Genomic DNA, 18416 nt, shown 5'->3' with positions numbered 1-18416 from the left:
TCCACGGTGGTCGGGCCGCGGGCGCGGCGCCGAGTACGGGTCCAGCTTCACGGCGCTCGGCGGCGCGGGAATCCGTCTAACGACTTACGGGCCGGGGCGGCGTGACTCACAAGGGGTCAGGGCCGGTGGAGCCAGGTACACACCCGGTCGGACACATGTGTTTCATTTTGGCGGTCCCTATAGAACATGTATCTCGGGCTCCGGGGAACGGAGCCCGACGCAGCCGATGCCCAGGAGCCGGGTGCGACGACCTGTCGAGGAGTCTTCCCATGAGGCCGGTGGTGTGGATCCCGTACGAGCCGAAGGACCTGCCGGCGCTGCCCGACGGACTCGACTGCCATTACTGGGACGGCACGGACACCTGTCCCACGCCGCCCGAGGAGGTCCGATTCCTCACCGGTTTCCCCGGGGCGGGCGGCTACGAGACGCTGGTCGCGATGGTCTCCCGCGCCAGGTGTCTGGAGGTGCTGCAGGTCCTCAGCTCCGGCCACGACTACCTGGCCCCGCACCTGGGCTTGCTGCCGCCGGATGCCCTGTTGCGCACCGGGCGCGGTGTGCACGCCGAGGCGACCGCGGAGCTGGCGGTGACCCTGCTGCTGGCCTCGGCGGGCCGGATTCCCCGCTTCGTGCACGGGCAACGGACGGGCGCCTGGGCCCCGGCCGGCCGTTTGACGCTGCGCGGCAAGCGCGTGGTCGTCGTGGGGGCCGGAGCCGTCGGGACCGCCGTCGCGCGGCTGCTGGAACCCTTCGGCTGCGACCTCGTCCGGGTCGCCCGCTCCGCCCGGCCCGGCGGCGACGCACCCGCCGTGCACGCCGCACGGGAACTGCCGTCCCTGCTGCCCGCGGCGGACGCCGTGGTGCTGTGCGCGCCGCTGACCGAGGAGACCCGCGGCATGTTCGGCGCGCACCGGCTGGCCTCGCTCAAGGACGGCGCGATCCTGGTGAACGTCGGCAGGGGCGAACTGGTCGACACCGACGCCCTGACCCGTGAGGTGTCCTTCGGGCGGCTGCGTGCGGCGCTGGACGTGGTGGCACCCGAGCCACTGCCCGGCGCGCACCCGCTGTGGCGGCAGCCGGAGGCACTGATCACCCCGCACGTCGGCGCGTTCACCGACGCCTTCGCGGAAGACTCCGCGGCCTTCCTGGTGAGGCAGCTGCGGCGCTACGTGGACGGGGCACCCCTGCTGAACGCCGTTGCCGTCGGCTGACCACGCACCGCGCCCCACCTGCCGTTCGACTCACACGTAACGCCTGCCATGCGTGCAGCTTATGGATATCCGCAAGAACAAGCATTGGCCTCATCGCCGCACCACGGCGAGAGTTGATCCCGCCCCGCACACCGGCCCGGTGCCGGTCCCGTCGAAGGAGAAACCCGTGAGCAGCACGTCCACCACCCCCGCCGGCGCCACCCTCAAGCGCGCCGGCCAGCGTCTCGTCGTCGTCGGGGCCGGCTCGGCCATCGGACGTCGCCTCGCCCGGACCGCCTCCGCCGAGGGAGCCGACCTGGTCCTCGCCGGCCCGGACCTCGCCAAGTTGGAGAAGACGGCCGCCGAACTGCCGGGCATGGCCCGTACCGTCCGCTTCGACATCACCGACGAGGAGTCGATAGCGCACCTGGCAGAGGAGGTCGGCGCCTTCGACCACTTCGTGTCCACGGCGGCCGTGCCGGCCAACGGGCCGCTGTCCGAACTCGTCCCCGAGGACGTCCAGCGGGCCTTCGCGGCCAAGGTGATCGGCCCCCTGTTCCTCGCCAAGCACCTGGCCGGACAGGCCCGGGAAGGCGGCTCCCTCACCTTCTTCTCCGGCGTGGCGGCCTGGCGCCCCGCCCCCGAGCGGACCGTGATGGCCACCACCAACGGCGCCCTCGCCTTCCTGGTCCAGGCCCTCGCCGTGGAGATCGCTCCGCTTCGGGTCAACGCCGTGTCCCCGGGTATCGTCGACAGCGGCGCCTGGGACAAGCTCGGCGCGGACAAGCGGGCGTTCCTGGAGTCGGTGGCCGCGAGCAACCCGGCCCGCCGGGTCGGCACCCCCGACGACCTCGTCGCCGCGGTGCTGTTCGCCATCGACAACCCGTACGTCACCGGCACCGTCCTGCACGTGGACGGCGGCGGACGCCTGGCCTGACCCACCGGCCGACCCATTCCGACGGACCACCCCACTGAGGAGAAGCGCATGACCGGCCGTCACACCGGGCCCATCGTCCTCGTCGCCCGCATGAAGGCGCGCCCAGGCAAGGAACAGGAGCTGTGGGACGCGCTGCCCGCCCTGGTGTCCGCCACCCGCCAGGAGGACGGCTGCCTCACCTACGTGCCGCACGAGGGGCTGGACGACCCCGGCCTGCTCGTCATGCACGAGGTGTGGCAGAGCGAGGAGCACCTGCGGGCCCATTCCGCCAGCGCCCACCTGCGGGCCTTCGCCGAACGGGTGGCGACCCTCACGGTGAACGGCATCGAGATCGAGCGGCTGGCCGAGATCGAGCTCTAGGCAGTTTCGTTTGGATCAGTCGGTCGTTGGTCTGGGTGTGCCGTTGACTGATGCGCAGTGGGCGCGGATCGAGCCGTTGCTCCCGGACCGGACGCCGAAGCGAGGTGGCCGCTGGCGGGACCATCGTGAGGTGATCGACGCGATCGCCTACAAGTTCCAGACCGGTACCCAGTGGGTGCACCTGCCGGAGAAGTACGGCAACTGGCGGGGCGTGTACAACCGGCTGCGGATGTGGGCCGCCGACGGCACGTGGGAGCGGGTGTTCACCGCCCTGGTGGCCCAGGCCGACGCTGACGAGGACCTGAGCTGGGCTGTGTCGGTGGACTCCACGATCGTGCGGGCCCACCAGCACGCGGCCGGGGCCCGCAAAAAGGGGCCCCGGCCGACGAGCCGCAGGACCACGCCATCGGCCGCTCCCGCGGCGGACTGACCACGAAGATCCACCTTGCCGCCGACGGCCGGTGCCGGCCCCTGGCCTTCCACCTCACCGCCGGTCAGGCCGGTGACGCACCCGCCTTCACCGAGGTGATGGACCGCCTGCGCGTTCCCCGACAGCGCGGTCGTCCGCGCACCAGACCGGACATGGTCCTGGCCGACAAGGCCTACTCCTCCCGCGAGATCCGTGACCATCTGCGCAGACGCGGCATCCGGGCGGTGATCCCGGAACGGGCCGACCAGCAGGCCAACCGGAAGCGGCGCGGACAGGCCGGCGGCAGACCGCCGGCCTTCGACCCGGAGGCGTACAAGCAGCGCAACACCGTCGAGCGGTGCATCAACCGCCTGAAGCAGTGGCGCGGTATCGCCACCCGCTACGAGAAGACCGCGACCATCTACCTGGCCGGACTCCACATCGCGGGCATCTTCCTCTGGTCCGCCCGATGATCCAAACGAAACCGCCTAGACCGTCCCGTTCGGGGACCGCGAGCTCCCGGCGGTCAACGGGCCCTGGCACTCAGTCATTCGACGGAAGCGTGCCGGGGCCGCCCGCGGTCCACTGGACCGGTACCGACCGGCACCTCACGACCTCCGCGGTCACGAGGGCGACGAGAAACACTGGAGTCACCCATGTCCATACCCTCCCCCACCTCGCACACCGGCCCGGGCCGCAGGGCGGTTCTCGGCCTGTCCCTCGTGGTCGGAGGGGCCCTGGCGGTCGGCGCCGCACCGGCCGCGGCCCGCCCCGGCACGGGCGGCGGCCGCCACCAGCCCCGGCTGGAGACGGTCGCGACCTTCGACGGCGCGATGCCCACCGGGGTCACGGTGTCCCGCTCGGGCCGGATCTTCGTCAACTTCCCACGCTGGGGCGACGACGTCCCGTTCTCCGTGGCTGAGATCCGGGACGGCAAGGCCGTTGCCTACCCCGACCGAGCCGTCAACCGGTCGGACACCTCGCGCCCAGAGCGGCACTTCCTCGGCGTGCAGAGCGTGGTCGTCGACGCCGCCGAACGGCTGTGGGTCGTGGACACCGGCCGCATCGAGTGGGCCGACGCACCCTACGGCGGGCCGAAGCTGGTCGCCATCGACCTCGCCACCGACCGGGTGGTCCGCACCATCCTGCTGCCCCGCTCCGTCGCCGGTCCGCGCAGCTTCATCAACGACGTCCGCTTCGACCTGAGCCGCGGCTACGCCTACCTCACCGACGCCACCCCGGATGGCCCCAACGGCCTGATCGTCGTCCACCTGGCGAGCGGCACCTCCTGGCGGTGCCTGGACGACGCGCCGTCCACCCGGCCGGTGCCCGGGTTCGTCCCCGTGGTCGAGGGCCGCCCGCTGACGAACAGCCCGGACGCCAACACACCGGCCACGCCCGTCAACATCGGCGCGGACGGCATCGCGCTCAGCCCCGACGGTGAGTGGCTGTACTACTGCCCGCTCTCCAGCCGCCGCCTGTACGCGGTGCGGACCAGGGACCTGATCCGCGCGCGGTCGGACCACGGCGCGTCCTCCGTCCCCGTCCGCGATCTGGGCGCCAAGGGCATGTCCGACGGTCTGGAGACCGACCGGGCCGGCCGCGTCTACGGCGGGGACCTGGAGAACAACGCCATCGTCCGCCGTGAACTCGACGGCACCTACCGCACCCTGATCCGTGACGAGCGCCTGGTGTGGCCCGACACCCTGTCCGTCGGCTATGACCGGCACCTCTACGTCGTCGCCAACCAGCTCAACCGCCAGGCCGCCTACAACGGCGGCGTGGACCTGCGGGTCAAGCCGTACGCGCTGTACCGCTTCCCCATCGGCAGCGGACCCGCCCGCCGCTGACCCGGCGGCACGACGACCCGGCAGCACGACGACCGGCGACCGTACTGGCACCCCCAGGTGCCCGGTACGGCCGCCGGTCGCGTGTGTCCCGTGCTCAGGCGCCGGTGATGAGTACCATGCGGAAACGGGCCCGGTTGTCCATCATGCGCGCGTACGCCTCGGCCGCCCGTTCCAGCGGCATCTCCTCGACATACGGCCTGACCCCGGTCAGCGCGGCGAACCGCAGGGTGTCCTCGATGTCGGCCGCGGTGCCGCTGGGCAGGCCGGAGATCCTCTTCGACAGGTCGATCAGCTGCAGCGGGCCGATCCGCATCGGCTCCGGGTCGACGCCCAGGACGACCAGTTCACCGTCCGGCCCCAGACCATCGACGGCCGCTGACATCGTCTCCGAGTTGCCCGCCGTGGCGAGCACCGCGCGCGCCCCGCCGAGCGCCTGCAGGGCGGGGCTCATCTCCTGGGCCGTGGAGTCGATGTAGTGGTGCGCGCCCAGCTCCTCGGCGAGCGCCCGCTTCTCCGCGCCCCGCGCGATGACCACCGTCTCGAACCCCATCCGGACCGCGAACTGCACACCCAGGTGCCCCAGTCCGCCCAGCCCGAGGATCGCCACCAGGTCGCCCGGCCCCGCGCCCGAGCGGCGCAGGGCGTTGAAGGTGGTCACCCCCGCGCAGGCCAGGGGAGCCGCGTCCACCGCGCTGATCCCGTCCGGAATCCGGGCCAGGGCGTTGGCGGGGACGTTCAGGGCTTCGCCGTAGCCGCCCGGGTAGGCCCAGCCGGGGACCTTGAGTTCGGTGCAGTGGATGAAGTCGCCCCGGCGGCAGGGCACGCAGTGGCCGCAGTGGCCACCGAACCAGCCGACGGCGACCCGGTCACCGACCTGCCAGCCGGTCGCGTATGCGCCGACGGCGTCGATCCGGCCGGCGATCTCGTGTCCCGGGGTCACCGGATGGGCCAGGCCGGGCACCAGCCCCTCGACCATCAGCGAATCGGTGTGGCACACCCCGCACGCCTCGACGGTGACACGTACGTCGAAGGGGCCGGGGTCGGGGAGGTCGCGCCGGCCGGTGCGCAGGGCACCGGCCGGCTGGTCCACCAGGACCGCGCGGACGGATGACATGACAGGAACCTCCTGCTGGTTGACGACGGGGGAAACTGCGGTACGGCCTTCAGCCCAGGACCTCGATGGTTCCGGTCAGGGCGAGCGGGGTGCCGTCCGGCAGGGTGATGCGAGAGTGGACCCGGCCGCGTTCGAAGTCCTCCAGGTGCGTGATGGTGGCACCGGACTCCTCCTTCCACGAGGTCAGGAACACCTCGGGACGGATCTCCGCGGAGGTGATGTCCACGGTCTCCGTGTGCCCGTCCGGTACCAGATCCCCGCCCTCGACGACGGTGAAGGTCATCCGCCCGCCGGCCTGGAACCGCATCTCCAGGGTGAGCCGTCCCAGATCGACGAAGATGTGCCGGCCGGCCACCTGATCCTGTGCCATGACATGCCTTTCCGTAAGGACCCGTGTGGGTCCCCGCCAGGATCACGCGGCCCGGCGGCGGGACCATCCGTCATCCGACGCACGGCCTCGGAGGCCGGTGTCCGCCCCCGGCCGGACACCACCGGGCAGGCGGCGGTGGGCGGTCCGGGGACGGCGCAACGGCACACCTCTCCAATCACACATGTCTCGCCCGGGACCGGTAGTCGTTTGACGGATGCCCGGCAACACCCCTCGCCCGCAAGCTATTCCCGGCAAACACGATAGAAGCCACCCGTCAAGGAGGAGCAGTGGCCACCAAACGCGACATGATCGTGCGCCCCGCGCACGATCTGGGCGGGCTGCCGGCCGGACCGGTCGTCCCGTCCGACCACGAGATGACGCCCTTCGAGAAGAGCTGCCACGCGCTGCTCAACGTCCTCTCCGCGCACAAGCTCGTCAACACCGAGGAGAAGCGCCGGGGGGTGGAGGACCTCGGGGCCGAGATCATCGGCGAACTCACCTACTACGAGCGGTGGGCCGTCTCCGCGTCCAAGGTGCTGATCGAGAAGGGCGTCATCACCTCGGAAGAACTGGGCGCCAAGATGAACGAGATCCGGGACCGGCTCACGGAGGCCGCCGCATGAGCACCCGCTTCGTGCCGGACCAGAGGGTCCGCATCGCCGACCGCAACGCTCCGGGCCATGTCCGCACCCCGGTCTACGTCCGCGGCAAGGAGGGCCGGATCGAGCGCGTCCTGCCCCGCTTCCTCAACCCCGAGCGGGAGGCGTACGGCGTCAACGAGGGCGGCGAGGTCCGCCTGTACCGGGTCCGCATCGAGCAGTCGGCGCTCTGGCCCGACTACGACGGGCCGGCGGACGACGTCCTGGAACTGGAGATCTACGAGCACTGGCTGGAGCAGGTCGACGACCGCTCCGGCACGGAAGGACGATGACGTCGATGACGAACGCCCACGAGACCGGCATCGTCGACCACGGCGACCACACGCACGGCGCCCCGGACCCGCACGCCCCCATCGAGACGGCCGCCGAGGAACCCGACTACTTCGACGTCCTGCACCAGGCCATCCGCGAACTCCTCGTCGACAAGGGCCTGATCACCGCGGACGAGGTACGCGCCATGGTCGAGACGCTCGACGCGCACCGGCCCGCCCTCGGCTCCGCCCTGGTCGCCCGCGCCTGGACCGACCCGGACTTCAAGGAACGCCTGCTCGCCGACGGCACGTCCGCGATCGAGGAGTTCGGCATCGACAACTACGACGGCACCAAGCTGATCGTGCTGGAGCAGACACCCGAGGTGCACAACCTCGTGGTGTGCACCCTCTGCTCGTGTTACCCGCGTCCCGTGCTCGGTCTGCCCCCGGACTGGTACAAGAGCCGCCCCTACCGGGCCCGCGCCGTCCGCGAACCGCGTGCGTTGCTGCGGGAGTTCGGCACGGACGTGCCCCAGGACGTGACCATCCGCGTCCACGACAGCAACGCCAACATGCGCTACCTGGTCCTGCCGATGCGCCCCGCCGGGACCGAGGGCCTGAGCGAGGAGGAACTCGCCGCCCTCGTCACCCGGGACACGATGATCGGCGTCACCACGCCCAGGCTGCCGTGACCGGGTTCCGCCGGCGGCCGGACGGCCCCACGGCGGCGGACACCCACGGCCCGCCCGCCGCGCCCGCCGCGCCCGCCGCGCGGTGGGTGGTCCGGGGCCGGCCGCTGTCCTCGTACCTCGCGGAGGCGCTGGGCTCGGCCTGGCTCGTGCTGGCGGCGCTCACCGCGGTCTCCCTCACCATGCGGGCCGACGGCGCCTACCTCTCCTCGTGGCCGCTCCTGCCGCGCCTGGCCGTCGTCGGCGTCTCGGTGGGCGGCGCGGTGGCGGTGTTCGCCCTCACCCCGCCCGGCAAGGAGTCCGGCGCCCACCTCAACCCGGCGATCACCCTCTTCATGGCCCTGCGCGGCGCTCTCGGCGTCGCCGACCTGATCGCCTACGGCGTCTTCCAGTTGACCGGTTCCGTCCTCGGGGTGCTGCTTGCCCGGACGCTCTGGGGAGAGCGGGTCACCGAGGTGCACTACGGGCTGATCCAGCCCGGCACCGGCTGGGACGGCCCCGTCGCGGTGGCCCTCGGTGAACTCCTCAGCACCGCCGTCCTGCTGTGGGTCCTGGCCGCCATGACCAGCCGGCCCCGGCCGCGCTCCACACCCTGGGTGCTCGGCGCCGTCGTCGCGGCGCTGATCACGTCCACCGGCTCCCGAACCGGGGCCAGCTTCAACCCGGTGCGCAACTTCGGCCCACACGTCGTCTCGGGCGACTACCACCTGTTCTGGGCCTACATGCTGGCGCCCCTGGCCGGAGCCGCAGTGGCCGCCTCCGTACCGACCCTCCTGGGCGCCCCCCGGGCCTGGACCCACCGGGTTTGCTGCGCCCACGACATCCACCGCTACCACCTGCGCCCGCCGCGCTCGCGGCACCGCGTTCCCACTTCCTCCCGGTGATCCCATGCCCCACACCCTTAACGGCCCCGCGACTGCCGTCCCCGACCACACCGACGAAACCCTGCGCCGGCAGGCGCGTCACATCGTCACCACCCTCGACCTCCACGACGTGGAACTGGCACCCGACCTCGTCCACGCCCTGCTGCGCGCGGGCTTCGGCATCCAGGCCGACACCCCGACCGGAGGTGCTCTGACCGGAGGAGTGGAGATCCGCTCCTGCCCCGAGCACTACGGGCCGGGGTCACTCCTCATCAGCTGGGCCCCGCACGAGGCGGCGTACACTCCGCTGGACCCGCGCGTCACCCACGTCGAGGGCCTCATGACGTGTGCGCTGCTGGACATCATGCGGGCCCTGGGCTTCCGGGCCAAGCGGTTGGGCGCCTCCTACTCGGTCCAGGTCCAGCCCTGGGGGTCCCGTGCCACGGACTGAGACGGCCACCCGGTCCGCCCGGACGCCCACGACCCACCGGAGCACAATTCTGCTGGTCTCCGCGATCGTCGCCGTCACCGTCGCAGCCTTCGCCGCGCTGGCCGGCGCCGTGTCCGGGCACCGCTTCTCCGTCGGCGCCCAAGTCTTCGGCACCGGCCTCGGCCTGACGGCGTACATGCTCGGCGTCCGGCACGCCTTCGACGCCGACCACATCGCGGCCATCGACAACACCACCCGCCGGTTCCTGGCCGAGGGGCGGCCCTCGGCCCACCTCGGCTTCTGGTTCGCCCTGGGCCACTCCTCGGTGGTCGTGCTGCTCAGCCTGCTGACCGCCCTGGGGGCCCGCATGGCCTCCCGGCTGACCGACGACTCCTCCGCCGCCCACCAGGTCCTGGGCGTGCTCGGCACGTCCGTGTCCACGGCCTTTCTGTTGCTGCTGGGCGTCCTCAACCTGCTGGCCCTGCGCCGCATAGCGGCCCTGTACCGGTCCGCGCGCCGGGGCGAGCACGACGAGGCGCGCCTGGACGAGGTACTGGACGACCGGGGACTGCTCTCGCGCCTGCTGCGCCGGCTGACCGCGTCGACCACGCGTCCCTGGCACCTGTTCCCGCTCGGCCTGCTCTTCGGCCTGGGCTTCGACACGGCCACCGAAGTGTCCCTGCTGGTCATGTCCGGCGCGGGTGCCGCCTCCGGAGTCCCCTGGTGGGCGCTGATGCTCCTCCCGCTCCTGTTCACCTGCGGGATGACGCTCTTCGACACCCTCGACGGCGCCTTCATGTCGGCCGCGTACCGGTGGGCGTTCGTCCACCCGCTGCGCCGCATCCACTACAACCTCACCACCACCGGCCTCTCAGCCGCCGCAGCCCTCCTGGTCGCCGCCGTGAACCTGGTGACGCTGCTGGCCGACGGCGTCCCCGCCCTAGGCCGGGCCCTGCCCTGGCTGGTCGGCATCGACCTCAACACCGTCGGCTACCTGATCGGCGCCCTCTTCCTCACGGCCTGGCTCAGTTCCTTCCTGCACTGGAAGGCCGTCGGTGGACGGGCGCTGGCCCCGTCGCCGGACCCGGAGGCGTGAGCCGGCGCCCGCCGAGTGGACCTACCGCCCGGACACGGGCAGTTCGCCGTACTGGCCGCGCGCACGCGCCCCGGCGCGAACAGCGCGCCGAGCGCGGCGACCTCGCCAGCCTCCAGGGTGACGTCCGCCGCCGCGGCGTTCTCCCGCAGGAACTCCGCCCGTTTCGTGCCCGGGACCGGTACGACGGCGTACGGCTGGGCCAGCAGCCAGGCCAGGGCGACCTGGCCGGGGGTGAGCTCCCGCTCTCGGGCGAACTGCTTCAGTCCGTCCACCAGCCGCAGGTTGTGCGGCAGGTTGCCGGGCGAGAACTTCGGCAGGGTGCTGCGGAAGTCGTCACCGTCCAGGCGGGTGCCGGGACCGACCCGGCCGGTCAGCGCGGCCCTGCCGAGCGGGCTGTACGGCACCAGTGCGATGCCCAGTTTCCGGCAGAGCGGCAGGATCTCGTCCTCCACCCCCCTCTCCCACAGGGAGTACTCGCTCTGCGGGGCGGAGATGGGTGCGGTACGGGCCGCCCGGCGCAGCTCGTCGGGGCCGGCGTTGCTCAGCCCGAGCGCCGTGACCTTTCCCTCCGCGACCAGTTCGGCCATGGTGCCGACGGTCTCCTCGACCGGGACGGCCGGGTCGAGCCGGTGGCAGTAGTGCAGGTCGATGTGGTCGGTGCCGAGCCGGCGCAGGCTGGCTTCGCAGGCCGAGCGGACGTAAGCGGGGGGCCGTCGTAGACCACCCGGCCGTCGCCCGAGGGCCGTGCGCCGAACTTGGTGGCGATCACGGCCAGGTCCCGGCGGCCCCGGAGCGCCTCGCCGAGCAGTGTCTCGTTGTGGCCAAACCCGTTGGTGTCCGCCGCCGCCCCGACGGCACCGTAGACGTCGGCGGTGTCGAGGAGGTTCACGCCCAGGTCGAGGGCGAGCCGCACGGTGGCGATCGATCCCGCGCGGTCGGCGGGTCCGTAGAACTGGGACATGCCCATGCAGCCGAGGCCGATGGGGCCGACGCGCAGGCCGCCGGCGCCGAGGGTGACGTGTGAGGTGTGCACGGTGTCGCTCCCGTCTGCCGCGGCGGAGCAGGGCGTGCCCGATGGGGCACGCCCTGCTCCGCCGCGCTGTGTGTGTGGGGGACCGGTCAGACGGAGATCGTCTTGTACTCGATGTACTGGGTCAGCCCGGCCGTGCCGAACTCCCGGCCGATGCCGCTGTCCTTGAACCCGCCGAAAGGGCCGTCGAGGGAGGGCGGCGCCCCGTTGACGGAGAAGGTGCCGGTGCGGATGCGCCGGGCGATGGCCAGGGCCCGTGCCGCGTCGGCCGTCCAGACCCCGCCGCCGAGACCGTACGGGGAGTCGTTGGCGATGCGGACGGCGTCCTCGTCGTCCTCGAACGGGATGACCACGAGGACCGGGCCGAAGATCTCCTCCTGGGCGATGCGCATGGAGTTGTCGACGTCGGCGAAGAGGGTCGGGGTGACGTAGTAGCCGCCCTCCAGACCGGCCGGTACCTCGGGGCCACCGGTGACCAGCCGGGCGCCCTCGCGGATGCCGGTCTCGATGTAGGACCGGACGCGCTCCTGCTGGTCGGCCCGGACCATCGGCCCGATGAAGGTGTCCGGGTCGGCCGGGTCGCCGACGGTCAGCGACTCGACCAGTTCCTTCAGCCGGGCCACCGCCTCGTCGTAGCGGCTGCGGTGCACCAGGATCCGGGTGTGCGCGACGCAGGCCTCGCCGTTGTTCGCGAAGGAGAGGAACTTCAGCCCTTCCGCCATCGCGTCGAGGTCGGCGTCCTCCAGGACGATGGCGGCGGACTTGCCGCCGAGTTCGAGGCTGACCCGCTTGAGCTGCCGGCCGGCGATCGCCGCGATGGTGCGTCCGGCGCCCGTGGAACCGGTGAAGGCGATTTTGTCGATGCCGGGGTGGGAGATGAGGTACTCGCTGGTGCGGCGGTCGGCCGGCAGGATGCTGACCACGCCCTCCGGCACACCCGCCGCACTGAAGATCTCCCCCAGCAGCAGCGTGACCAGCGCGTTCTCCGGTGAGGTCTTCAGGACCACGGTGCAGCCCGCCAGCAGTGCGGGGACGAGCTTGGTGAGCGCCGACTGGTGCGGGGCGTTCCAGGGGATGACGGCCGCGACCACGCCCACCGGCTCGCGGTGCACCAGGGTGCGGGCCGTGCTGCCCTCGGTCCGCGGCAGCTCCTCCTCCCACGGCAGGGCCGCGGCGGCCCGCAGATAGGCGTCGGTCTGCTCGGACAGCGCGGCGGCGGTCCAGCCGGTGAACCAGCGGGCGCTGCCGTTCTCCGCGGTGGTGAGGTCGGCTATCTCCTCGGCGCGCTCGGCGTACAGGGCGTTGAAACGGGCGATGACCTCCTGCCGGGCGGTCGGCGTCAGCCGGGGCCAGGGTCCGTGGTCGAAGGCCTCGCGGGCGGTGGCCACGGCGAGGTCCACGTCGAGTTCGGTGGCCTCGGCGGCCCGGCCGACCAGGGACCGGTCGTGCGGGGAGCGGACTTCCAGCAGTTCCTTCTTGGCGGGTTCGGTCCAGCGTCCGCCGATGTACAGCTTCTCGTAATCGGTCATGCCGAGAACTTAAGGCAACGCTGTTCTCTAAGTCAAGGGAACGCTGTTCTGTTAAGCTGGGACGCATGGACAAGCTGCCTCCTCACGTACGACGCGCCCGCAGGCCGGAGCACAAGGAACTGCGGCTCGCCTCGATCGTCGACGCGGCGCGCTCCCTGGCCCTGGAGAAGGGCGTCCGCGAGGTGACGCTCACCGACATCGCCGCCCGGGCCGGCATCAACAAGTCCGCGGTGCTGCGCTACGTCGAGACCCGCGAGGAGATCTACCTGCGCCTGACCGCCGAATGCTGGACTCGATGGGCCGCCGCGCTGGCGGACGCGCTCGGCGGGCGCACCGACGGCACCCCAGACGAACTGGCCACGACCCTCGCCCGTACGGTCGTGGAGCAGCCCCTGCTCTGCGACCTCCTGGCCCACGCCCCGCTCCACCTGGAACGGCATGTCTCGGCCGACGCGGTCCTGACCTACAAGCTGGCCGCCCTCGGCGCCCTGGACGACATGGCGGACACCGGCTCCGCCTTCCAGCCGGTCCTGGACCAGGCCGCCACCCGGGACCTCGTCAGCACGGTCAGCCTGCTCGCCGGCTCCCTCTGGCAGATCTCCACCCCGCCGGAGGCCCTCGCCCGGTTGTACGCCGAGGAGCCACGTCTGGCCCACGCGGTGGTCGACTTCCTGCCCCGCCTCTCGCAGACCGCCCGCACCATGGCCGCCGGCCTGGCCGCCCGCGCCGGCCTCGGCTGAACCCGCCGACGTCCGCTCCCGCGCCGGGCCCGTCCACACGCGTTCCATTGACGTTCCGCACAGCCGCGGCACAGTGGTGCCCCGGACGACGGGACACCCACCGGACGACAGATGTGCGAGGGACGCCGTGCACTCGGTTGCTTCCAACGACTCGGCCCAGAGTCTCTACCGCGCGATCGGCGCGTACTGCGACGCGATGACCCGGGTCCAGGACTACACGAGGTGGGCCCGGCTCTACCGCGACCTCCTGGAGAAGCACGGCGTGCCCGGCCGCCGACTGCTCGACGTGGGGTGCGGGACGGGCGGTTCCGCTCTCGAACTGGCCCGGCTGGGCTTCACCGTCACCGGGGTCGACCTGCCGCCGGAGATGATCGGGGCCGCGCGGCACAAGGACGGCGCCGACCAGGTGGTCTTCGTGACGGCCGACGCCCGTTCGCTGCCCGCGCTCGGCACCTTCGACGCGGTCGTCACCATGGGCGAACCGCTGACCTACCTGTGGCGCGGGTCTTCCCGGGCGTACGGCGCTCCCTGCGGGCCGGTGGCCTGTTCCTGTTAGAGGGTGGTATGTGGGCTGATGTCTGTTCTGTCGTCGCTTGAACGTGTGGTGTCGCGGGCCCGTGGCCGGTCGCTGGCCGGGGCCGTGCTGAAGTGGCTGCGTGAGCGACCGCAAGCCCTACAAGAGCGACTTGTCCGACGAACGGTGGACGCTGATCGAACCGGTGATCACGGCGTGGAAGGCCCGGCACCCCTCCGTCAGCGGCCACGAGGGCCGCTATGAGATGCGGGAGATCGTCAACGCGCTGCTGTACCAGTCCCGCACCGGCTGCCAGTGGGACTACCTGCCGCACGACCTGCCGCCGGGCGGTGCGGTGAAGTACTACTTCTACAGGTGGCGCGACGACGGCACTGACCAGGTTATCCACGACCTGCTGCGTTGGCAGGTCCGTGAGAAGAAGGGCCGGTCGGCCGATCCCAGCCTGGTGGTGCTCGACACCCAGAGCCTGCACGCGGCCACCGGGGTGCCCGCGAAGACGACCGGACGGGACGCGGCAAAAAAGTGCCGGGCCGCAAGCGCGGCCTGGCCGTTGACGTGTTGGGCCTGGTGATCGCGGTGGTGGTGCTGGCCGCCTCCGCCCACGACAACGCCGCTGGCACCGCCCTGCTGGACAAGGTCGCCGCCGAGACCGGCACGGTCCAAAAAGCCCTGGTGGACCAGGGGTTCAAGAAAACCGTTGTGGCCCACGGCGAGCGGGTGGGCATCGCGGTCGAAGTGGTCGAGCGCAATGCGGCGGACACCGGGTTCACGCCCCAGCCCAGGCGGTGGGTGGTGGAGCAGACCAACGGGATCTTGATGCTGCACCGCAGGCTGGTACGCGACTATGAGCACCGCCCGGCCTCGGCGGAGTCCCGGGTGTACTGGGCGATAAGCGATGTGATGGCCCGTCGACTGACCGGCGCCTCCGTCTCCTGGCGCGGCGCATGACCGGCGGGGAGCTGACTTTGGGGGCGGTGCTGGTGCGCCTGGAAGAGCGGGAGCGGGAGATCGTCACGCAGGTCAAGGAGGCGAGAGGGCAGATCGCGCAGCTGGACGAACTCGGCCGGGCCGCCGAGGAGATCCGGATCACCCGCAAGACGCTCCTGGAACTGCCTGATCCGGCACCGCCGGCCCCCAAGCTGCCGGACCATCCGGCCTACCAGCAGATCATGGCGGTGTTCGCCGCGGCCGACTCCCCGCTGCGGGCACGGCAGGTGTGCGAGGCGATGGACACGGAGATCGCGCCCAACAACGTCAACAACACCCGCCTGAAACTCAAGCGGCTGACCGAGCGCGGCATCCTGGTCGAGACCGAGCAGGGACTGTTCGCTCAACTGCGGCCGTAGCCACCCGGAAGCCCTTGATCGGCCCGCCTACCCCAGCCGTCAGCGCCATACGGACATCAGCTCACGTGTCGCGGCCGAACCAGTGAACCTGAAACACGTCAACCTGCCCCGACCAGCTAGTCAGCACCGCCCGCGCAGCGGAGGAACCTCGGGTAGCGGTCCAGTCCCGAAGCTGGCGGGCGATCCGGACGATACCCGGGGAGCCTGCCGAGACATCGCGGACGAGAGCGGCCGCGTCTTTGGGAGCCCAGCGAGCGGCTCCCACCCGCCGAGCGTGCTGAGGTCCGTCCACTCCCGCGCCGGCCCTTCGGTCAGGGCGCCGAACGGGCCGATCCGAGCACGTGAGCTCCGTGCCCGCTGATCCAGGCGGCTTCCTGGCACAGTCGGTCCTGGAGGACCTGGTGCTGCTCGGACTCACCACGGCCCGACAGCTGCTCGTTGGCCTGCGCCGTGATCCGGGCGCGCCTGGCGCGGCGGATGTGGTGTCACGTCTTCACCGCGTACAGGTGGGCGTCGTAGCTGCCGATGTAGACCACCCCGTCGGCCACCGTTGGGGACGATTCCACATGGAAGTCGGTGGCGAAGGACCAGCGTTCGTCGCCGGTGGCGGCATCCACCGCATACAACTTGTCGTTGCTGCTGCCGACGTAGACCACCCCTTTGGTCACCGTTGGGGACGAGTCCACCCGATCGCCGGTGGCGAAGGACCAGCGTTCGTCGCCGGTGGCGGCGTCCACCGCATACAGCTTCTCGTCCCTGCTGCCGACGTAGACCACCCCTCCGGCCACCGCTGGCGAGGAGTACACCTCACCACCGGTGGCGAAGGACCAGCGTTTCTTACCGGTGGCGGCATCCACCGCATACAGCTTCTTGTTTTGGCTGCCGACGTAGACCACCCCGTCGGCCACCGCTGGAGACGACTTCACCGCAGAGTCGCTGGGGGACGACGCATCCCACTCACCGGTGGCGAAGGACCAGTGTTCCTCGCCGGTGGCGGCATCCACCGCATACAACTTGCCGTCGCCGCTGCCGACGTAGACCACCCCTCCGGCCACGGCTGGGGATGATTGCACGAACTCCCTGGTGTTGAACTTCCAGAGTTGTCTGTCTGGGGTGCTGGCATCGATGACCTTCCAGGCTGTGAAGCCGACTCCGGTGAGAACTGTGCCAGCCAGACCGAGCAGAACCCGGCGGCGGGATATCAGGTGCCGGGGTCCGGGGGAAGATCCGCGCAGCCGGGGCGGAAGGCCCACCGGTCCTGCGGCCTGGCCACGGCCGGGGGCGGCGGAGTGCGACGGAGCTGGTGGGATGAGGCGGTCTTCTTCAGCGGTCCGGGTCAGTGCCGGTTGCGGCCTCAGGCCCGATGGCGGGGACGCCGGTGTACTCCACCACGGTGACGTGCTCCGAGACGGCGTTGCGGGGTACTCGGTGACGGGAGGTGTGGCGGCCTCGTGGCGGCCCGCCGCTGCCGGGAGGAAGGTGAAGGCGTTGTGCGGGATGTCGGTGATCGTGCGCAGCAGTTGCGGGTTGCCCCGCTTCCTGTACGCCTGATGCAGTAAGGACACCCGTTCCTGAACCGCTTCCCGGAAGACGTCCAGCGCCAGCGCGCCCTGGTGGGAGGTGACGACGTCCGAGATCGCGCGGGAGAAGATGCTGAACGACTCGCCGGGCACCGTGCCGCACTGAACGCCGTCGGTCACGGCCTCATGATCGCGTACGTAGAGGGAGAGCTGGGCGGGGGAACAGCCGTAGACGTACGCCACCTTCCGCCGTAAGGCGGCGTCCGTCTTCTGCCGCCCCCACTGCGTCACGCCCGCCACACTCATCGAGGCCACCTCGATGCCCTCCCGGCAGGCGTCGATGAGGAAGACAACGTGGTCAGCAGGTGTCTCGTCCAGGTCGCGACCCCAGTCGATGGGCACGCAGCCGGACTCGAAGGGATGGGTGTCCTCGTGGATGTCCTCGGGGACGAGGTAGTCCCGGCCCGCAGCGTGCACACCATGGCCACTGAGGACGATCACCAGTGTGTCGCCCCGGCCGGCGCGGCGCAGGAATCCCGCGACGCAGCCTTTGATGAAGTTGGCCCCAAGCTGCTTGCCACCCTCCAGTTGGGAAAGCACCTGCACGTCTTTGAAGCCTCGGCGCCGGAGGGCCGAGCCGAGGCGTGCGAGATCGCCAGGGATGAAGGGGAGCGAGTGGATTCCCCGCATGTCGTAGTTGCTGGCCCCGATCAGGAGGGCGCGGTGCTGTGGCATGACGGTCTCGGCACAGCGGTCTACGGGCGCCTGAAGGTCAAGGTGAGGCCGCGCGTGCCCTGCATCTGGCCGGTGCCGATGAGCTGGACGCCGCCAGTCGCAGTGACCTGGAAGGACAGCTGTGCCTCGGCCAGCGGCAGGGTACCGCCGCAGGCCGCAACATCAGCGAAAACCGCTTGCAGGGCGTCAACCGCCTCGGTCAGATTCTGACGCAGCGGCCCAAGCGGGACGGAGCGGAGCACCGCGTCCCCGCTGCGGCTGAACAGCCCCATCGAGTCATGGTCGGCGTGATCGTCCTCGTCCGTGACCTCGACCCAGAAGGGAAGGATGCGCTCATCGAGACCTGCGACCTGGTCCTCCGCGCCCTGCATGTGATGCCCCCCAGCACGTATGTCGGTGACCCGTCAACTCTAAGGTTCACGGACGAACATACTACGCACCGGGCGAGTTCATGCCCTTGCGGCCCGGGCCGCGCGCCCGCAGAGATCGGGACACGATGATGTCCGTCTCGCTCTTTTTCGCAGGGGCAAGCGCGCTGGCTGCGGCGTCGTCGGGCGGCTACGACCGCGGCTGGGTGACCAAGCCCTGCTCAATCTCGACCAGGATTCCCCGCTTGGTCAGCCGCTTGAGTTTCAGGCGGGTGTTGTTGATGTTGTTGGGCGCGATCTCCGTGTCCATCGCCTCGCACACCTGCCGTGCTCGCAGCGGGGAGTCGGCCGCGGCGAACACCGCCATGATCTGCTGGTAGGCCGGATCCTCCGGCAGC

At 71.1% G+C, this 18416-nt stretch carries 22 protein-coding genes and 1 pseudogene; 15 read left to right on the top strand and 8 right to left on the bottom strand.

Features of this window, described 5'->3' with window-relative positions; translation table 11 throughout:
* Positions 1–269 precede the first annotated feature (269 nt).
* The 5 genes from C1708_RS06020 (at position 270) to C1708_RS06000 (ending at position 4743) form a co-directional block, all read left to right on the top strand.
* Positions 270–1208, top strand: a complete 939-nt coding sequence (locus tag C1708_RS06020; protein WP_241911170.1) for an NAD(P)-dependent oxidoreductase — start codon at positions 270–272, stop codon at positions 1206–1208.
* Positions 1209–1374: 166 nt separating this feature from the next.
* The gene (locus C1708_RS06015; protein WP_241911169.1) at positions 1375–2124 is read left to right on the top strand and encodes an SDR family oxidoreductase; all 750 of its coding nucleotides are present in this window, start codon (positions 1375–1377) and stop codon (positions 2122–2124) included.
* A gap of 48 nt (positions 2125–2172) precedes the next feature.
* A complete protein-coding gene (locus C1708_RS06010) occupies positions 2173–2484 on the top strand; it encodes a putative quinol monooxygenase (protein ID WP_106411675.1) in 312 nt (103 codons plus the stop codon).
* 10 nt (positions 2485–2494) lie between these two features.
* Positions 2495–3366 (top strand): IS5 family transposase gene (locus C1708_RS06005; protein ID WP_437076537.1). Its coding sequence is split into 2 segments (ribosomal slippage): positions 2495–2855 and positions 2855–3366, totalling 873 coding nucleotides; the frame shifts between segments, so codons are not numbered across the junction.
* Between the two features lie 183 nt (positions 3367–3549).
* Positions 3550–4743 (top strand): L-dopachrome tautomerase-related protein, encoded by a 1194-nt coding sequence (locus C1708_RS06000; protein WP_106411674.1) that lies wholly within the window; start codon positions 3550–3552, stop codon positions 4741–4743.
* Positions 4744–4837: 94 nt separating this feature from the next.
* Here C1708_RS06000 and C1708_RS05995 read toward each other — a convergent pair whose 3' ends face one another.
* Positions 4838–5857 (bottom strand): alcohol dehydrogenase catalytic domain-containing protein, encoded by a 1020-nt coding sequence (locus tag C1708_RS05995; protein ID WP_106411673.1) that lies wholly within the window; start codon positions 5855–5857, stop codon positions 4838–4840.
* Positions 5858–5906: 49 nt separating this feature from the next.
* Positions 5907–6227 (bottom strand): MoaF-related domain-containing protein, encoded by a 321-nt coding sequence (locus tag C1708_RS05990; RefSeq protein ID WP_106411672.1) that lies wholly within the window; start codon positions 6225–6227, stop codon positions 5907–5909.
* A gap of 287 nt (positions 6228–6514) precedes the next feature.
* Between C1708_RS05990 and C1708_RS35600 the strand changes: the two genes are divergently transcribed.
* Genes C1708_RS35600 through C1708_RS05960 form a run of 6 tightly spaced genes read left to right on the top strand, consistent with a single transcriptional unit; the run spans position 6515 to position 10215 of the window.
* Positions 6515–6850: an SH3-like domain-containing protein gene (locus C1708_RS35600; protein WP_106411671.1), complete on the top strand. Its 336-nt coding sequence runs from the start codon at positions 6515–6517 to the stop codon at positions 6848–6850.
* Positions 6847–7158 (top strand): SH3-like domain-containing protein, encoded by a 312-nt coding sequence (locus tag C1708_RS35595; RefSeq protein WP_106411670.1) that lies wholly within the window; start codon positions 6847–6849, stop codon positions 7156–7158. The genes C1708_RS35600 and C1708_RS35595 overlap by 4 nt, the downstream gene beginning before the upstream one ends.
* A gap of 5 nt (positions 7159–7163) precedes the next feature.
* Positions 7164–7829, top strand: coding sequence for a nitrile hydratase subunit alpha (gene nthA, locus C1708_RS05975; protein WP_106416174.1), 666 nt, complete (start codon positions 7164–7166; stop codon positions 7827–7829).
* Entirely contained in the window at positions 7826–8710 is an 885-nt protein-coding gene (locus C1708_RS05970) for an aquaporin (protein WP_106411669.1), read from the top strand. The genes nthA and C1708_RS05970 overlap by 4 nt, the downstream gene beginning before the upstream one ends.
* A 4-nt stretch (positions 8711–8714) precedes the next feature.
* Entirely contained in the window at positions 8715–9140 is a 426-nt protein-coding gene (locus tag C1708_RS05965; RefSeq protein WP_106411668.1) for a hypothetical protein, read from the top strand.
* Positions 9127–10215: a HoxN/HupN/NixA family nickel/cobalt transporter gene (locus tag C1708_RS05960; protein WP_106411667.1), complete on the top strand. Its 1089-nt coding sequence runs from the start codon at positions 9127–9129 to the stop codon at positions 10213–10215. Before C1708_RS05965 ends, C1708_RS05960 begins: the two co-directional genes overlap by 14 nt.
* Here the strand turns inward: C1708_RS05960 and C1708_RS05955 are convergent.
* The 3 genes from C1708_RS05955 to C1708_RS05950 all read right to left on the bottom strand — a co-directional run bounded on the left by C1708_RS05955 (position 10110) and on the right by C1708_RS05950 (position 12774).
* Positions 10110–10859, bottom strand: a complete 750-nt coding sequence (locus C1708_RS05955) for an aldo/keto reductase (protein WP_342210923.1) — start codon at positions 10857–10859, stop codon at positions 10110–10112. The two genes, C1708_RS05960 and C1708_RS05955, sit on opposite strands and share 106 nt — an antisense overlap.
* The gene (locus tag C1708_RS35590) at positions 10757–11248 is read right to left on the bottom strand and encodes an aldo/keto reductase (protein WP_274543344.1); all 492 of its coding nucleotides are present in this window, start codon (positions 11246–11248) and stop codon (positions 10757–10759) included. Before C1708_RS35590 ends, C1708_RS05955 begins: the two co-directional genes overlap by 103 nt.
* Positions 11249–11334: 86 nt before the next feature.
* Positions 11335–12774 (bottom strand): aldehyde dehydrogenase, encoded by a 1440-nt coding sequence (locus C1708_RS05950; RefSeq protein WP_106411666.1) that lies wholly within the window; start codon positions 12772–12774, stop codon positions 11335–11337.
* A gap of 65 nt (positions 12775–12839) precedes the next feature.
* Between C1708_RS05950 and C1708_RS05945 the strand changes: the two genes are divergently transcribed.
* The 4 genes and pseudogenes from C1708_RS05945 (at position 12840) to C1708_RS05930 (ending at position 15395) form a co-directional block, all read left to right on the top strand.
* Complete coding sequence (locus C1708_RS05945) at positions 12840–13514, top strand: TetR/AcrR family transcriptional regulator (RefSeq protein WP_106411665.1); 675 nt, start codon at positions 12840–12842, stop codon at positions 13512–13514.
* A 127-nt stretch (positions 13515–13641) separates the two neighbouring features.
* The gene (locus C1708_RS05940; protein ID WP_106411664.1) at positions 13642–14070 is read left to right on the top strand and encodes a class I SAM-dependent methyltransferase; all 429 of its coding nucleotides are present in this window, start codon (positions 13642–13644) and stop codon (positions 14068–14070) included.
* Between the two features lie 100 nt (positions 14071–14170).
* Positions 14171–14997 (top strand): annotated as a pseudogene (locus tag C1708_RS05935) (IS5 family transposase).
* Complete coding sequence (locus C1708_RS05930; RefSeq protein WP_106411663.1) at positions 14994–15395, top strand: hypothetical protein; 402 nt, start codon at positions 14994–14996, stop codon at positions 15393–15395. Before C1708_RS05935 ends, C1708_RS05930 begins: the two are co-directional and overlap by 4 nt.
* A 485-nt stretch (positions 15396–15880) precedes the next feature.
* Here C1708_RS05930 and C1708_RS05920 read toward each other — a convergent pair whose 3' ends face one another.
* The 3 genes from C1708_RS05920 to C1708_RS34335 form a co-directional block, all read right to left on the bottom strand.
* Entirely contained in the window at positions 15881–17650 is a 1770-nt protein-coding gene (locus C1708_RS05920; RefSeq protein ID WP_106411662.1) for an outer membrane protein assembly factor BamB family protein, read from the bottom strand.
* A 20-nt stretch (positions 17651–17670) separates the two neighbouring features.
* Positions 17671–18021 (bottom strand): Pepco domain-containing protein, encoded by a 351-nt coding sequence (locus C1708_RS05915; RefSeq protein WP_106411661.1) that lies wholly within the window; start codon positions 18019–18021, stop codon positions 17671–17673.
* 187 nt (positions 18022–18208) lie between these two features.
* The gene (locus C1708_RS34335; protein ID WP_198602408.1) at positions 18209–18385 is read right to left on the bottom strand and encodes a hypothetical protein; all 177 of its coding nucleotides are present in this window, start codon (positions 18383–18385) and stop codon (positions 18209–18211) included.
* Positions 18386–18416: the final 31 nt, after the last annotated feature.

Source organism: Streptomyces sp. DH-12, from assembly GCF_002899455.1.
GTDB lineage: Bacteria > Actinomycetota > Actinomycetes > Streptomycetales > Streptomycetaceae > Streptomyces.
The sequence above is the reverse complement of the archived record's forward strand: the minus strand, read 5'-3'. Positions and strand labels throughout refer to the sequence as shown.

Excerpts from the sequence above, each read along its gene's own strand:
- nthA (WP_106416174.1), top strand. The coding sequence starts at position 7,164 with ATGACGAACGCCCACGAGACCGGCATCGTCGACCACGGCGACCACACG.
- C1708_RS06020 (WP_241911170.1), top strand. The coding sequence starts at position 270 with ATGAGGCCGGTGGTGTGGATCCCGTACGAGCCGAAGGACCTGCCGGCG.
- C1708_RS05950 (WP_106411666.1), bottom strand. The coding sequence starts at position 12,774 with ATGACCGATTACGAGAAGCTGTACATCGGCGGACGCTGGACCGAACCC.
- C1708_RS05995 (WP_106411673.1), bottom strand. The coding sequence starts at position 5,857 with ATGTCATCCGTCCGCGCGGTCCTGGTGGACCAGCCGGCCGGTGCCCTG.
- C1708_RS34335 (WP_198602408.1), bottom strand. The coding sequence starts at position 18,385 with ATGGCGGTGTTCGCCGCGGCCGACTCCCCGCTGCGAGCACGGCAGGTG.
- C1708_RS05945 (WP_106411665.1), top strand. The coding sequence starts at position 12,840 with ATGGACAAGCTGCCTCCTCACGTACGACGCGCCCGCAGGCCGGAGCAC.
- C1708_RS05965 (WP_106411668.1), top strand. The coding sequence starts at position 8,715 with ATGCCCCACACCCTTAACGGCCCCGCGACTGCCGTCCCCGACCACACC.
- C1708_RS35595 (WP_106411670.1), top strand. The coding sequence starts at position 6,847 with ATGAGCACCCGCTTCGTGCCGGACCAGAGGGTCCGCATCGCCGACCGC.
- C1708_RS06010 (WP_106411675.1), top strand. The coding sequence starts at position 2,173 with ATGACCGGCCGTCACACCGGGCCCATCGTCCTCGTCGCCCGCATGAAG.
- C1708_RS05990 (WP_106411672.1), bottom strand. The coding sequence starts at position 6,227 with ATGGCACAGGATCAGGTGGCCGGCCGGCACATCTTCGTCGATCTGGGA.
- C1708_RS05920 (WP_106411662.1), bottom strand. The coding sequence starts at position 17,650 with ATGCCACAGCACCGCGCCCTCCTGATCGGGGCCAGCAACTACGACATG.
- C1708_RS05915 (WP_106411661.1), bottom strand. The coding sequence starts at position 18,021 with ATGCAGGGCGCGGAGGACCAGGTCGCAGGTCTCGATGAGCGCATCCTT.
- C1708_RS06000 (WP_106411674.1), top strand. The coding sequence starts at position 3,550 with ATGTCCATACCCTCCCCCACCTCGCACACCGGCCCGGGCCGCAGGGCG.
- C1708_RS05930 (WP_106411663.1), top strand. The coding sequence starts at position 14,994 with ATGACCGGCGGGGAGCTGACTTTGGGGGCGGTGCTGGTGCGCCTGGAA.